At 28.5% G+C, this 14,204-nt stretch carries 15 protein-coding genes, 1 tRNA gene and 1 pseudogene; 8 read left to right on the top strand and 9 right to left on the bottom strand.

Annotated features, from left to right (window positions below; genetic code table 11):
• Positions 1 to 90 precede the first annotated feature (90 nt).
• From scpA to ACJJVY_RS10635, 9 genes and pseudogenes are all read right to left on the bottom strand, one after another.
• Positions 91 to 2,155: pseudogene (scpA, locus tag ACJJVY_RS10595) on the bottom strand (methylmalonyl-CoA mutase).
• Positions 2,148 to 2,480 carry a hypothetical protein gene (locus tag ACJJVY_RS10600; RefSeq protein WP_405608032.1) on the bottom strand — a complete coding sequence of 111 codons (333 nt, stop codon included), beginning with the start codon at positions 2,478 to 2,480 and terminating at the stop codon, positions 2,148 to 2,150. Before ACJJVY_RS10600 ends, scpA begins: the two are co-directional and overlap by 8 nt.
• The gene (locus ACJJVY_RS10605) at positions 2,477 to 3,850 is read right to left on the bottom strand and encodes a methylmalonyl-CoA mutase subunit beta (protein WP_405608035.1); all 1,374 of its coding nucleotides are present in this window, start codon (positions 3,848 to 3,850) and stop codon (positions 2,477 to 2,479) included. The genes ACJJVY_RS10600 and ACJJVY_RS10605 overlap by 4 nt, the downstream gene beginning before the upstream one ends.
• Entirely contained in the window at positions 3,851 to 4,171 is a 321-nt protein-coding gene (locus ACJJVY_RS10610; RefSeq protein ID WP_405608038.1) for a septum formation initiator family protein, read from the bottom strand. It lies immediately after the preceding gene.
• Positions 4,172 to 4,777 carry a uridine kinase gene (gene udk, locus ACJJVY_RS10615; protein WP_405608041.1) on the bottom strand — a complete coding sequence of 202 codons (606 nt, stop codon included), beginning with the start codon at positions 4,775 to 4,777 and terminating at the stop codon, positions 4,172 to 4,174.
• 200 nt (positions 4,778 to 4,977) lie between these two features.
• Positions 4,978 to 5,051: transfer RNA gene (locus ACJJVY_RS10620), tRNA-Thr, on the bottom strand.
• A gap of 288 nt (positions 5,052 to 5,339) precedes the next feature.
• Positions 5,340 to 5,555 carry a hypothetical protein gene (locus ACJJVY_RS10625; RefSeq protein ID WP_405608044.1) on the bottom strand — a complete coding sequence of 72 codons (216 nt, stop codon included), beginning with the start codon at positions 5,553 to 5,555 and terminating at the stop codon, positions 5,340 to 5,342.
• 81 nt (positions 5,556 to 5,636) lie between these two features.
• Complete coding sequence (locus ACJJVY_RS10630; protein ID WP_405608047.1) at positions 5,637 to 5,861, bottom strand: hypothetical protein; 225 nt, start codon at positions 5,859 to 5,861, stop codon at positions 5,637 to 5,639.
• A gap of 30 nt (positions 5,862 to 5,891) precedes the next feature.
• Complete coding sequence (locus tag ACJJVY_RS10635; protein WP_405611641.1) at positions 5,892 to 6,167, bottom strand: TIGR03643 family protein; 276 nt, start codon at positions 6,165 to 6,167, stop codon at positions 5,892 to 5,894.
• A 365-nt stretch (positions 6,168 to 6,532) separates the two neighbouring features.
• Between ACJJVY_RS10635 and ACJJVY_RS10640 the strand changes: the two genes are divergently transcribed.
• The 8 genes from ACJJVY_RS10640 to pckA all read left to right on the top strand — a co-directional run bounded on the left by ACJJVY_RS10640 (position 6,533) and on the right by pckA (position 14,145).
• On the top strand, positions 6,533 to 7,423 hold the full coding sequence (locus ACJJVY_RS10640; RefSeq protein ID WP_405608050.1) for a BPSS1187 family protein: 891 nt from the start codon (positions 6,533 to 6,535) through the stop codon (positions 7,421 to 7,423).
• A gap of 52 nt (positions 7,424 to 7,475) precedes the next feature.
• Complete coding sequence (locus ACJJVY_RS10645; protein WP_405608054.1) at positions 7,476 to 9,050, top strand: sulfatase; 1,575 nt, start codon at positions 7,476 to 7,478, stop codon at positions 9,048 to 9,050.
• Between the two features lie 117 nt (positions 9,051 to 9,167).
• Complete coding sequence (locus ACJJVY_RS10650; RefSeq protein ID WP_405608057.1) at positions 9,168 to 9,893, top strand: aspartate/glutamate racemase family protein; 726 nt, start codon at positions 9,168 to 9,170, stop codon at positions 9,891 to 9,893.
• Between the two features lie 290 nt (positions 9,894 to 10,183).
• A complete protein-coding gene (locus ACJJVY_RS10655; RefSeq protein ID WP_405608060.1) occupies positions 10,184 to 10,723 on the top strand; it encodes a hypothetical protein in 540 nt (179 codons plus the stop codon).
• A gap of 60 nt (positions 10,724 to 10,783) precedes the next feature.
• Positions 10,784 to 11,233, top strand: coding sequence for a hypothetical protein (locus ACJJVY_RS10660; RefSeq protein WP_405608063.1), 450 nt, complete (start codon positions 10,784 to 10,786; stop codon positions 11,231 to 11,233).
• 54 nt (positions 11,234 to 11,287) lie between these two features.
• Positions 11,288 to 12,007, top strand: coding sequence for a tRNA1(Val) (adenine(37)-N6)-methyltransferase (locus ACJJVY_RS10665; protein ID WP_405608066.1), 720 nt, complete (start codon positions 11,288 to 11,290; stop codon positions 12,005 to 12,007).
• Positions 12,008 to 12,055: 48 nt separating this feature from the next.
• Positions 12,056 to 12,439, top strand: coding sequence for a DUF423 domain-containing protein (locus tag ACJJVY_RS10670; RefSeq protein ID WP_405608069.1), 384 nt, complete (start codon positions 12,056 to 12,058; stop codon positions 12,437 to 12,439).
• A 95-nt stretch (positions 12,440 to 12,534) separates the two neighbouring features.
• Entirely contained in the window at positions 12,535 to 14,145 is a 1,611-nt protein-coding gene (gene pckA, locus ACJJVY_RS10675) for a phosphoenolpyruvate carboxykinase (ATP) (RefSeq protein ID WP_405608072.1), read from the top strand.
• Positions 14,146 to 14,204 lie beyond the last annotated feature (59 nt).

Here is a 14,204-nt window from a genome sequence, read left to right on the forward strand (position 1 = left end):
ACATAAATAGTTAAAATTATGTAGTTATAATAACTTGTTTTTGTTTTTTAGAAACTTTAAAAAAATCTTTAATTGATATAATTTAGAGTTCTATATAGAAATCTTACCAATTAATATATTTAAAATATCAATTGCAGATTTGGATATTTTGGTACCTGGTCCAAAGACAGTATCTGTACCTGCATCTAATAAAAATTGATAATCTTTTAGGGGGAATTACACTACCAACGATTACTAAAATATCTTTACTGTTTTGTTGTTTTATTTCAGAAATTACTTGTGGAACTAAAGTTTTATGGCTAGCTGCTAAAGATGAAATACCTAAAACATCAACTCCTTTTTTAATAGCTTGTTTTGCGGCTTCTTCTGGTGTTTGAAACAAAGGAGCAGTTTCTACATCAAAACCTAAATAAGTATAACTAGTAGGAACTACTTTAGCACCTCTGTCATGACCATCTTGCCCTAATTTGGTAATCATAATTTTAGGTGGTGCTCCTTTAATACTTGTAAATTTATTAGTTAAATCTTTAGCTCTTTTAAAGGGGATATCTTCTTTTATCTCCTTACTTTAAAAACCTGAAATAGATTGATTAGTAGCTTTGTATCTACCAAAAATTTCTTCTAAAGCATTAGATATTTCACCTAAAGTAGCTCTGTTTTTAGCTGCTTTTACAGCTAATTCTAATAAATTTTCTTCACCTGATTTAGCTGCTGTAGTTAGGTTTTCTAAAGATTTTTTAACTTCTATATTATCTCTATTAGATTTTAATTTGTTTAATTTTTTAATTTGTATGTTGCGAACAGTTTTATTATCAATCTCTAAAATAGAAATAGGTTCTTCTTCTTTTAATAGGTGTTTGTTTACACCCATAATTATATCCTTTTCATTGTCAATCTTCGCTTGTTTTATAGCTGCAGCTTTTTCGATTCGCATTTTAGGAATTCCTTTTTCTATGGCTTTTGTCATCCCTCCAACTCCCTCTATTTCTGTGATCAATTCCCAAGCTTTATAAGCAATATCTTCAGTTAGTTTTTCTAGTTGGTAACTTCCTGCCCAAGGATCAACAGTTTTAGTAATATTAGTTTCTGTTTGTAAATATATTTGAGTATTTCTTGCAATTCTTGCAGAAAAATCTGAAGGTAATGCAATAGCTTCATCTAGAGCATTGGTGTGTAGACTTTGTGTGCCACCAAAAACGGCAGCCATGGCTTCTATAGTTGTTCTTGTAATGTTGTTATAAGGATCTTGCTCCGTTAAAGACCATCCACTGGTTTGACAATGAGACCTTAGTGATAAAGATTTTGGGTTTTTAGGATTGAATTGTTTTACAATTTTAGCCCATAGCATTCTTGCTGCACGAATTTTTGCAATCTCTGTAAAATGATTCATGCCAATACCCCAAAAGAACGATAATCTTGGTGCAAAAGTATCTATATTTATTCCTATTTCAATACCTTTTCTAATATACTCTAAACCATCAGCAAGCGTATAAGCTAGTTCAATTTCTGCAGTTGCACCAGCTTCTTGCATGTGATATCCGGAAATTGAAATAGAGTTAAACTTTGGCATTTTATCACTAGTATATTTAAAAATATCTGCAATAATTTTCATAGATGGAGAGGGAGGATAGATGTAAGTATTTCTTACCATAAACTCTTTTAAGAGATCATTTTGTATGGTTCCTGCTAATTGATCTAAACCAATACCTTGTTCTTCAGCAGCAACAATATAAAAAGCTAAAACGGGCAACACCGCTCCATTAATAGTCATAGAAACAGAAATTTTATCTAATGGTATTTCATTTAATAAAGTTTTCATATCCTCTACAGAGTCTATGGCAACACCAGCTTTACCTACATCTCCTTGTACACGTTTATGATCAGAATCATAACCTCGGTGAGTTGCTAAATCAAATGCTATGGATAAACCTTTTTGACCTGCTGCTAAGTTTTGTTTGTAAAAAGCATTACTTTCTTCTGCTGTAGAAAAACCAGCATATTGTCTTATTGTCCATGGTTTTTTTATATACATGGTAGAGTAAGGGCCTCTTAAGTATGGAGCAATACCAGCGACAAAACCTTCTTGGTTAAAAGAAGGTTTTGTTTTAATAATATTTTTTTTGAGCTTTATATTTTGTAGGTTTTTTCTACTCATCTTTAGCTTCTGATTCTAATTTCATTAAATTATATAACTGAACACCAATTTCTTTACTTTCCTTTTGTTTGCTCTTAATTAGAATATAACTTCTTAATATGAAAAATAATAAAAATAATGATAACGAAATAACAAGACCTAAAACTATATTAACACTATTGCCAAAAAAATGAAAAAAATTATCTTCAAAGAAATAAAGACTAATAAAAACGAAAAATAAAAACCAAACAACAAATCTCGGAAGTTTCTTTTTGATTCTTTTAATTTCTGATTTTAGTCTTCTTTGACTTTTTTGTTTATGTAATATTTCTTTAGTTCTAATCATTCTTGAGGGACTTTAAATAGCTTTTCGGTTTTTAAGCGTTCTTTCTCAAATGATTCTGAAAGTCTATTAATAGATAAAGGAGGTAATAAGGTTTTAATATTTCTTTGCTTAACAAAAGGATATAACTCTAATTGGTTATTCATTAACTCCTTTTTGTTTTGTTGTAAATTTGCACCAACAAGGGTAATTTCTTCGTCTAAGAATTTTACTTCTTCTTTATTAGCATTCTCTTTAATTTTCTTTTGAATAACTCCTGATTTTAATTGAGTTAAAAATCCACCACTTCTTTCTACCTGTTTAAAAATTAATAGTGCGTTTTCTGCTAATTGTTGAGTTATAGATTCTATATAGTAAGAACCTTCTGCAAAGTTTTTAGATTCTTGTAATTTACTTTCTTGCTGTAATATTAATAGTTGATTTCTAGAAAGGCGTTCGGCAAACTCATTAGATTTACGGTAAATAGAATCATAAGCAGTATTAGACACTGTATTTGCTCCTCCAAGAATAGCACTCATGCACTCAGATGTAGTTCTTAATAAATTTGTTTTACTACTGTAAATAGTTTTGTTTCTTAAACTAGGTTTTACAAAAATATGAGCTTCTAAATCAGTGACATCATATTCTTCTGTAAGAGTAGACCATAAAAGTCTAAACGCTTTCAGTTTTGCAATTTCAAAAAAATAATTACTACCTACAGAAAAAGAAAAATTTATTTTTTTAGCAATGCTACTACCAAACTTATTTAAGTATTCATTAGCATGGGATAAAGTATAAGCAAGTTGTTGTGTAATTGTTGCACCAGAATTTTGATATAAATCACTAGAAACAGAGATACATTGTTCTGTATTCTTTTGAATTTTATCTAATTTATTAAAATCGTCTTTTAAATTATAAAACCAATTACCAGTTTCGGCCAAATTACCAATAATATCGGTTTGAAAGTACGTTTTACTAGAGTTTACATATTTTGATATTTCAATTTGAAAATTATCATCTAAAAAATTAAAATTAAAATAAATGTAAGTCTGATTTGGATTTATATTGTTGAGTAGCTTTTTATAATCAAAAATACTATTTGCTATAAATTGTATTGAGTTTGCTCCTCGTTTTAAAGCATCTGTTGCTAATAAATTTGCTATTTTTTCATCATCAACAAATATAGATTGACAAATATTAAAATCCTCTTTAGATGTTTCTGTTTTTTGATTTGTTCTATCTTCTGATGTGTAGAAAGGTTTTACAATAATTCCTTCTGGACTTTTCCATAAAAGTGTATCATTGTAATCTGCACCCTTTAAATCTACTTGAATTTTTTGTTTCCAAGCAGAAGGCGAAGTTTTTTCAAATTCATCAAAAAGAGACTTATTCATTTATTTTTTTAAAGTATCAAATTCTATAATATAAATATCTTCATTCTCTTTTTTTAAGAGGTATTTTTCTCTGGCAAACTTTTCTAATAGAAGAGAGTCTTGCAGATCTTTTATTGTCTTTTTATCTTCTAATATTTTCTTTTCATAAAAAGAAACAGTGTTCTCTAAATCATTAATTTCCTTATCAAATTTTCTATGAACTAGATAAGAATTATCATCAAAAAAAAGCATCCAGATAAGGAAAGGAATTAAAATTAAAACAAAAATATTTGTTAGAATTTTAAAGAAAGGATTCTTTTTTAAATTATAAAAAAAACTCATTTATAAACGATCATTTATAACAGTTCTTACAACATCAATTGCAACTGTATTATGTTTATTATTTGGTATGATAATATCAGCATAATTTTTAGTTGGTTCTATAAATTGCTGATGCATAGGTTTTAAAGTGTCTTGGTATCTGTTTAATACTTCATCAACATTTCTACCTCTTTCTGTAATGTCCCTTCTAATTCTTCTAATTAATCGTTCATCTGTATCTGCATGAACAAATATTTTTATATCAAATAAATTTCTTAATTCTTTGTTGTTTAAAATTAAGATACCTTCTACAATTACAACTTTTCTCGGATGTGTTTTAATAGTATCTGTGGTTCTATTGTGTGTAACAAAAGAATATACAGGTTGTTCAATCGTTTTGCCTAATTTTAATTTTTTTAGATGTTTAACAATTAAATCAAAGTCGATTGCTCTAGGATGATCGAAATTAATTTTAGATCTTTCCTCATAAGATAGGTTTACAGTTTCGTTATAGTAAGAATCTTGTGATATTACACAAACTTCATCTGTAGGAAATTGTTTGATTATCTTATTTACAACTGTAGTCTTACCACATCCGGTACCTCCAGCAATTCCAATAATGAGCATAATAATTATGATTAGGGTAATTTATCTACTAAAATAATAAAGATTTTACAATAATATAAGTTTTTTTTAATTTTAATTGATGTATCATTATTAATAAACTTATTAAAAAATGAAGTTCAAGTTCATTTTTTTTGTATAAAAACTTTTTTCTAAAAAAAAAGTCTCAAAAAAAAATATTTTTGAGACTTTTAATTAAATAGAGCCGATGGAGGGACTCGAACCCACGACCTGCTGATTACAAATCAGCTGCTCTAGCCAGCTGAGCTACATCGGCTTTTAATTTAACGAGCGCAAATTAAACACAAATTTCCATAAGCAGCAAGATAAAATTTACTTTTTTTATGAATTTTTTTGTGATAATAAATGTGGAAAAAACTATTGAAAGGTAACTTCTTTTTTATCAGTTAGATAAAAGGAAAGTTGTTGTAAAATGTTCTAGGGATCTTTTAAAAAATAAAAAAAGATTAAAAGTTTTTTAAGGAACTTATTTTTTACAAAGAATCATTAAAAATTTATTTACTAGATTTTTTCCGTAAAATTTGCCAGAATTAGTCTTTAAATATTAAGGTCTTCCTTTTAATCTTTTTTCTATTTTTTGTTTAACAACAGTTAAACGTTTCATTTGATCCATTATTTTTGGATCTTTATCTTGTTTGTATACTTGGTTAAGCTCTAATATTAAGGCTTTTACTTCTCTAGATGCTAAAATTCTATCGCTTGTAGTTTTAAAAGAAAATTTTCTATTTTCAAATTCTACAGCTCTTTCTAATAAATTCATTCTTAATTCTTCTATTTTTTATTCTATAATTTTGTGAATATAATTATAAATGTTAGAAAAACAAGTAAAAACTTTTCTTTATTACGCTGTTAATGGTTTACCCTTTAAACGCTTTTCTATTTTTTGTTTAATCAAGGTCAAACGTTTCATAATGTCCATGATTTGTTCATCCTTATTTTTCTTATAAATTTCATTCAAACTTAAGATTAAAGATTTAGCTTCTCTAGCTGCCATTATACGATCGCTAGTTGTTGGAAATCTCATTTTTCTTGTCTCAAATTCTTTTGCTTTAGTGATTAAATCCATTTACTTTATTTAAAGTGATTAATATTGCTATTACCTTTTGGTAATAGAGTTGTTAGATATTGTTTTTTGTCTAGAACATTTAAATCTACCTTTGTCAAATGTTCTTAACTTTTGATGTTTTGTTTTTCTACCTTGAACTCTCTTTCTCCATAACTTGAAGCTTTTTGGCTTCATTTCTCGTCTCATTAAATTAATGACTTCTTGTTCTTTTAATTCAAACTGAAACCTTATAGCGTCAAAAGTTTTTCTATCCTCCCAAGCCATCTGTATTATTCTGTCAATTGTTATGCCATTTAATTGTTTTATATATAGATTTAATTTATTCTTAAATAAGAGTGATAGATAGTATTATGTTAATTATAAAATTAGTTATTAAGTCTCTGTATACTAACGTAAAAAAAACTACTTTTAATATATTTCAAATATAATAAATGTTTAATTAATATCTAAAAAGATTAAACAAAAATATTTTTTAGAAATCTATACTTAAATGTAGCTTGAATAAAAAGTATTAGAAATAATGTAATATTTATTTATATTTGCTTTAAAAGCTTAAAAGAAAAATAATGAATTGAAATTTTAGTTGAATAAAATGTATTAAAAATATTTTTTTTATTATACTAGAGTATCAAAATAAATGTTACAAGTAATCTTAATCAATTAATTCCAAAATGAAGTTTTTTTTCTTTTCTATTTTAGTACTTTCTTCTATGTTTAGTGTTTCTTTAGCACAATCCTATACTGGTTTTCCTAAAAAATATAAAGTTTTAAGTATAAAACCATCTGACACAGATTCTAAAATTACAGAAGCAAATACGCCACATTTGGTAGCTTATAATCCCGAAGCGAGACAAGGAAAACTTTTGTTTTTTATGCCAGGTACTGGAGGAGTCGCTTTAAAAGGTCCTAAAAAGTTATTTGCCACGGCAGTTTCCCAAGGGTATCATGTAATTAATATTTCATATATAAATAGACCTGCAGTTGCTCAAATTTGCCGAAGAGAAAATTTAGCAAAGAATTCTAAATGTACATCAGAATTTAGAACAAAACGTCTTTACGGTAATAACGACTTTTCTTTAATTAATGATGAGCCTCAAGATGCAATAATAAGTAGACTAACTAAATTATTGATTTATCTTTCTAAAACAGATAAAGCAGGTAATTGGGGTGTTTATTTAAAAGATGGTAAACCAAAATGGAGTGAAATAGCTGTTTCTGGTCAATCTCAAGGAGGAGGAATGGCAGCTTTTATTGCAAAAGAACATTTAGTAGCTAGAGTTATAGATTTTTCTGGTGGATGGGATTATGCAACAAAAAATAAAATAGCAGGTTGGTATTTTGATAAGAGTGTAACCCCAGTTAATTTGTGGTATGGTACGTATCATGTTACAGAGCCTAAAGCAAAAACGATCAAAGAAACGTATGATGCTATGGAGATTCCAGAAAATCATATTTACCCTTTTAATTTACCTGTGCCAGAAGGCAAAAAAGGGCATTCTAATGGTGTTAGAAATATTGGGTATGTAGATCAATGGATTGAGTTATTAGGAAAAGGAAATTAAAGTTGATTTTTTTTTAATCACTCAAATAGAAAAGTATACTAAATAAAAATATATGAGAATTTTACTATTAATTTTTTCTTTTTCTTTGCTGTTTATATCTTGTAATCAGAAGAATAAAACACAAGAAAGTAGTACACAAAAACCAAATATCATTTTTTTATCTATAGATGATTTAAGAACAGATTTAGGAGCTTACGGTAACAAAGAAATTAAAACGCCTAACATAGATGCTTTAGCAAAAACATCAATGGTAATGCTAAATACACATTCTCAAGCAGCAGTCTGTGCTCCATCTAGAGCAAGTGCTTTACTTGGTTACAGACCAGATTCTACTAAAGTTTGGCATTTAGGTGATAAATTTAGAGAAATAAATCCTGATGCGGTTACTATGCCACAGTATTTTAATAAAGCTGGATATTATACTGTTAATATTGGTAAAATTTTCCATAATTATATGCCAGATTCAATTTCTTGGGATGAACCTGATTTAAAACCATATCCATACAATACAAAAGAATATTCAAAGAGAGATGCAGAGACTTATTATTATAAACCAGCTTCTTTAAAAGATCAAAAAGAAAAAAGAGAAATCCTTTTAGAGAAAAGAAAAGGTAAGGTTGTGTATGGTGATGGTTGGAATAGAGGGCCTGCAATTGAAGATGCAAATGTGCCTGATTCTTTATTTTATGATGCTATGCAAACTAAATTAGCATTAGAAACTATTGATAGAATTAAAGATGAAAAAGAACCATTTTTTATGGGGCTTGGTTTATATAGACCACATTTACCTTTTGTGGCTCCTAAAAAATACTGGGATTTATATCCAGTAGGTTCTGTATCTCCGGCGGCAAATCCAAAGTTGCCCAAAAATGCTCCAGTAATGTCTGCAAATGCAAATTATGAATTACGAGCGTATACAAACCCATATAAAATTGGACGTCCAGAAGACGAATCTTTACCAGAGTCTTATGCAGATTCTTTAAAAAGAGGGTATTATGCAAGTGTAAGTTTTATAGATGCTTGTGTTGGTAAATTAGTAGCAGGATTAAAAGAAAGAGGTTTGTACGAAAACACGGTTATTGTTCTTTGGGGAGATCATGGATGGAAATTAGGAGATCATAACGGTTGGGGAAAAATGACCAATTTTTACATAGATACGCATGTGCCGTTAATAATAAAAGGAGCAAAGCAACAAGAAGGAAAACGCATAGAAGCGCTTTCAGAATTAGTAGATGTTTTTCCAACATTATGTGATTTAACAGGTGTTGATAAAGCAGATTATTTTCAAGGAACTAGTTTAACTCCTGTTTTTAAGAATCCAGAATTAGAATGGAAAGATGCTGTTTTTACTCAATTTAGACGAAGACCAAGAATATCTAAAGACGGGAAAGAATACATGGGGTATTCTATGCAAACTAAACAATATCATTATATAGAATGGTACCATTGGGATAATATTAAAAAAGAAAAAGGAGATTTTGCAGCAACAGAACTATACGATCACTATGTAGATGCCAACGAAACTGTAAATGTTTCTGGTGATGTTGATAAAGTTGAAATAGTTAAAAGTTTATCAAAACAATTAGCAAAAGGATGGAAAGGCGCATTGCCTAAAAGTGTTTTATAGGATTTATGAAAAAAAGTAATTTTAAAAAATATAATATATTGTCTACTGTTTGTTTTCTTTATTTTTTGTGATAAAGTAACGGATAAAAGTAAAACATCAGAAAGTACTAAAACAGAAATGAAACAAAATAAATTACCTCACCAAGAAATGAAAACATTAGGATTAATTGGTGGAACTTCTTGGCATTCTACTATAGAATATTATGCGGCTATTAATCAATCTATTAATGATTATTATGGTAATAATACAAATCCGCCATTATTGGTGTACACAATTAATCAAGCAGAAGTACATCGATTTCAAAAAATAAATAAGTGGGATTCTATTGCAGTTATGCTAAAACAAGCTGCATTGGGTTTACATAAAGGGGGTGCAACTTCTGTTATGTTTTGTGCAAATACACCTCATAAAGTTTTTGATGTTGTACAAAACCAATTAGATTTTCCAATAATTCATATTGGTGATGCTACGGCAAAAGCCATAAAAAATAAAGGAGTTAAAAATGTTGCTTTTTTAGGAACCATTTATACTATGGAGGCAGATTTTATAACCAAAAGAATTGCAGATAATGGTGTAGATGTTTTTGTGCCAGAAGAAAAAGAAGTGCTTGTAGAATTGCAAAGAATTATTGAAGAAGAACTAACTTATGGAGTAATTAAACCAGCAACTAAAACTTATGTACTAAATGTAATTCAAGGTTTAGTAGATAAAGGAGCAGAAGGAGTTGTTTTAGGTTGTACAGAATTCCCTTTAATGATTTTTGATGAAGATCTTAAAATTCCTATTTTTAATACTACAGAAATTCATTCAAATGCTGCAGTAGATTACATTTTGAAGAGATAAACTAGAAGATCTCTATTGTCTAACAATAAATTAAAAGCTCTGAATATATATTCAGAGCTTTTTTTTTGTAGATATTATTTCGGTATTTTTTTTAGTGTTTTCTTTTTTTTTCAGGATTTCAAAGAGATTTAGAAGAGTACTCAGAGGATTTTTGTGGTTTAAAGATTTTTAAGATCAAAAAAAGGTGAGTTTTTCACTATATTTTGTGTCATAAAAGAGAATTGTTTGGATTCTAAGACGCAAAAGACAATAAGTTTATTTTATTATCTACAGGCACTTGGATTATTACCATGAATCCTTTTAGTACAGAAACTTTAACACAACATCAATTAACTAATAATTGTTTGTGTTTTATGACGCCTAAAAAGGAACAAGTAAAATCTTCTATGCAATTTTTAGGACGAATCCACGAAGTGTATTTAGAGCCTTTAAGTAAACATTTTAATGTTGATATAGATAAACATCTAGAACTCGAATTAGATGAGGAATTATGTGCAGATTTAATCAATAAAAATGCGGAAGTATTTTTATCAGAAGGAATTGATACCGATTTTGAAGCGAAAGAAAGTTTATTAAATAATTTCGATTCTTATAAAGCAGCTTATTATCAACTAATATTTGAAATCTCTAAAAAAGTAATCTTTGGTATCAATTTAATTACCGACAAAGATAAGGAGATTAAAAATGTATTTATTTCTGGTGGATTTAACAAAAACAACATCTTTATTCAGTTTTTAACAACGTTAAAAGAAGGAATTGTTATTAAAATATCAGATTGCAAAAACGAAAGTGCTTTAGGAGCTGCATTAATGATGAAGAATTATTTGTAAATAATAATTTATAAAAATTATAAGCGACTTATTTTTTGTACCTTTTAGAAAAATTAAGGTATGAAAAATTCGCATTTTAATATTGTAAAAATCTTTAAGATAATATTCTTTTTAGGATTAACTATTTTTATTTCTTGTAATAGTAAAGTTGATAAAAAAGACCCATTAGAAGGAGTATGGGAACAAACCAATTTTTTTAGACTTAAAGAAAAAGATACTATTTTAAAAGATAATTCTAAAATTCAGCATAAAATATACTTAGACGGGTTTCTTATTTGGAATTCTGATGCAGCAAAAGATAGTGTAGAATGGCATGCATACGGAACTTATAAGCTTAAAAATGATACTTTAGTAGAAACCTTAACTTCGATGTCTTTGCCTTTAAAAGGTTATCATTCTATTTATCCGATCGTTATAGAAACTACAGATACATCTTTTAAACAGATAATTAATTATCAAGAAAATGGTGTTAATTATCAGAATATAGAAGTTTATAAAAAGCTGAATTAATTACTTATTTTGATGAAGTAAAAAAGTATTTTTACGGCTATTTTAATTTTGTTTATGAAACCATTTCAATTTAAAGAGTTTACAATTCATCAAGATAAAACAGCTATGAAAATTGGTACAGATGCAGTACTTTTAGGTGCTTGGTGTTCTGTGGATGATTATCCGGATACAATTTTAGATGTTGGTGCTGGTACAGGCGTTATTTCTTTAATGATTGCCCAACGTTCTGATGCAATGACCATTGATGCTGTAGAGATTGATGAAAATGCATACGAACAAACGGTAGAAAATTTCGAAAAATCGGACTGGGGAGATCGTTTGTATTGTTATAATGCTACTTTTACAGAATTTGCCAATGAAATAGCGGAAGAAGAAGAAACCTATGATTTAATTGTTTCTAATCCGCCATTTTACACAGATGATTTTGAAACGGATAATGACGCAAGAAACAAAGCGCGTTTTACATCATCTCTTTCTTTTGACAATTTACTAAAAGGAGTTGCTAAAACTTTATCAGAAAACGGAATTTTCTCTGTAATTATTCCTTTTAAAGAAGAAGAAAATTTTATCAATTTAGCAAAAGAAAACAAACTGTTTTTAAACAAAGTATGTCATGTTCAGGGCAATACAACATCAGAAATTAAAAGAAGTTTAATGGAGTTTTCTTTTCATTCATCAGAAGTTGAAAAAGAACATTTAACTATAGAAATTGCTCGTCATCAATATACAGATGACTATATCAATTTAACCAAAGATTTTTATTTAAAAATGTAGGTTTTAAAAGGTTAATCAAAGTTTTATCAATAAGAATCAATTTAAAAAATGTATAAAAATTTATCAATTACAGCTGTTTTAGGTCTTTTTGCAATTATTTTAGGTGCCTTTGGTGCACATGCTTTAAAAGAAATCTTAAGTTCAGAACAATTATTAAGTTTCGAAACAGCAGTTCGTTATCAAATGTATCACGTAATTGTATTACTTTTTGTAAATACTTTTAATGGCTTTTCTGCAAAGCAAAAAAACACAATTAGTTATCTTTTTTTTATCGGAATTTTACTTTTTTCAGGATCGATTTATTTGATTCAATTAACATCTGTTACAGCAAAATCAATTTGGTTTGTAACACCTCTTGGAGGTTTAACTCTAATTTTAGGTTGGGTTTTAATGATTGTTATATTCTTAAAAATGAAGGCTAAATATAAATAGTTTTTTAAATATTTAATAATTTTAATATGTGTATAAAATTATATTCGTAAATTAGTACTGTAAAAAATTTATATACATCATTTAAATATATTGATATGGTAGATACTTGTACGAAATCGATTTCGTTAAATAGTCTAGGAATCAAAAATGCAACAATTCGTTATCAGTTAACTTCAGAAGAATTACACCAAGAGACTTTGCAAAAAAAACAAGGTGTGGCATCTTCTTTAGGTGCAATTGCTGTTAACACAGGAGAGTTTACTGGGCGTTCGCCCTTAGATCGTTTTATTGTAAAAGATAACATTACAAAAGATAAGGTTTGGTGGAGTAATATCAACATTCCTTTTGATGAGGATAAGTTTGAGTTGCTTTATGATAAAGTAGTAGATTATTTATCTAACAAAGAAATTTTTGTAAGAGATAGTTATGCTTGTGCAGATAAAAACTACAAATTAAACATTAGAGTTGTAAACGAATATCCTTGGAGCAATATGTTTGCTTACAACATGTTTTTACGTCCAACAGAAGAAGAATTAGAAAACTTTTCTCCAGAATGGACGGTTGTAAATGCGCCAGGTTTTATGGCAGATGCAGAAGTTGATGGAACTCGTCAGCACAATTTTGCTATTTTAAATTTTACCAAAAAAATAGCTTTAATTGGAGGTACAGGTTATACAGGAGAAATTAAAAAAGGAATTTTTTCTGCATTAAATTTTATTTTACCTGTTTATAAAAATACTTTGCCAATGCATTGTTCTGCAAATGTTGGTAAAGATGGAGATACTGCAATTTTCTTCGGATTATCGGGTACAGGAAAAACCACATTATCTACAGATCCAGAAAGAAGTTTAATTGGTGATGATGAACATGGTTGGACCGCAGAAAACACGGTTTTTAATTTTGAAGGAGGTTGTTATGCAAAAGTGATTAATTTATGTAAAGAACAAGAACCAGAAATTTATGCAGCGATTAAAAAAGGTGCTATTTTAGAAAATGTTGTAATGGATGATAAAGGAGTTGTCGATTTTGCAGATACTTCTATTACTCAAAATACACGAGTTAGTTACCCTATTTATCATATAGAAAATATTCAGAAACCATCAATTGGTGAAAATCCAAAAAATATTTTCTTTTTAACAGCAGATGCTTTTGGAGTTTTACCTCCAATTTCTAAATTAACTCCTGCACAAGCAGCTTATCATTTTATATCTGGTTATACAGCAAAAGTGGCGGGTACAGAAGCGGGAGTTACTGAGCCAATGCCAAGTTTTTCCGCTTGTTTTGGTGCGCCTTTTATGCCTTTGCATCCAACTAAATATGCAGAAATGTTGAGCAAAAAAATGAAAGATGCGGGTGTGCATGTTTGGTTGGTAAATACAGGTTGGTCTGGTGGTAAATATGGCGTTGGTAAACGTATGCCATTAAAATATACAAGAGCAATGATTACCGCTGTTTTAGATGGTCATTTAGGTGATTATACGTATGAGGATTATCATATACATTCTGTATTTGGTGTAGCGCAACCAAGAACTTGTCCTGGTGTTCCAAAAGAATTATTAAGTCCGAGATCTACTTGGAATAATGATGAAGCATATTACAAAACCGCATTTCAATTATCAAATGCATTTAGACATAACTTTAAACAGTTTGAAGAGTTTGCAAATGAAGAAATTCGTAGAGGAGGTCCTCAACGATATTCTTTGTAATTATTTTTAGTTCTTATTATAAATATTAAAACACCTCTTTATGAGGTGTTTTTTATTTA

Origin of the sequence: Polaribacter sp. Asnod1-A03 (assembly GCF_045063585.1) — a bacterium.
Taxonomy (GTDB): domain Bacteria; phylum Bacteroidota; class Bacteroidia; order Flavobacteriales; family Flavobacteriaceae; genus Polaribacter.

Bases quoted from the DNA above. Each gene is read 5' to 3' on its own strand.
- ACJJVY_RS10600 (WP_405608032.1), bottom strand. From the start codon at position 2,480: ATGATTAGAACTAAAGAAATATTACATAAACAAAAAAGTCAAAGAAGA.
- ACJJVY_RS10605 (WP_405608035.1), bottom strand. From the start codon at position 3,850: ATGAATAAGTCTCTTTTTGATGAATTTGAAAAAACTTCGCCTTCTGCT.
- ACJJVY_RS10610 (WP_405608038.1), bottom strand. From the start codon at position 4,171: ATGAGTTTTTTTTATAATTTAAAAAAGAATCCTTTCTTTAAAATTCTA.
- udk (WP_405608041.1), bottom strand. From the start codon at position 4,777: ATGCTCATTATTGGAATTGCTGGAGGTACCGGATGTGGTAAGACTACA.
- ACJJVY_RS10625 (WP_405608044.1), bottom strand. From the start codon at position 5,555: ATGAATTTATTAGAAAGAGCTGTAGAATTTGAAAATAGAAAATTTTCT.
- ACJJVY_RS10630 (WP_405608047.1), bottom strand. From the start codon at position 5,861: ATGGATTTAATCACTAAAGCAAAAGAATTTGAGACAAGAAAAATGAGA.
- ACJJVY_RS10640 (WP_405608050.1), top strand. From the start codon at position 6,533: ATGAAGTTTTTTTTCTTTTCTATTTTAGTACTTTCTTCTATGTTTAGT.
- ACJJVY_RS10645 (WP_405608054.1), top strand. From the start codon at position 7,476: ATGAGAATTTTACTATTAATTTTTTCTTTTTCTTTGCTGTTTATATCT.
- ACJJVY_RS10650 (WP_405608057.1), top strand. From the start codon at position 9,168: ATGAAACAAAATAAATTACCTCACCAAGAAATGAAAACATTAGGATTA.
- ACJJVY_RS10655 (WP_405608060.1), top strand. From the start codon at position 10,184: ATGAATCCTTTTAGTACAGAAACTTTAACACAACATCAATTAACTAAT.
- ACJJVY_RS10660 (WP_405608063.1), top strand. From the start codon at position 10,784: ATGAAAAATTCGCATTTTAATATTGTAAAAATCTTTAAGATAATATTC.
- ACJJVY_RS10665 (WP_405608066.1), top strand. From the start codon at position 11,288: ATGAAACCATTTCAATTTAAAGAGTTTACAATTCATCAAGATAAAACA.
- ACJJVY_RS10670 (WP_405608069.1), top strand. From the start codon at position 12,056: ATGTATAAAAATTTATCAATTACAGCTGTTTTAGGTCTTTTTGCAATT.
- pckA (WP_405608072.1), top strand. From the start codon at position 12,535: ATGGTAGATACTTGTACGAAATCGATTTCGTTAAATAGTCTAGGAATC.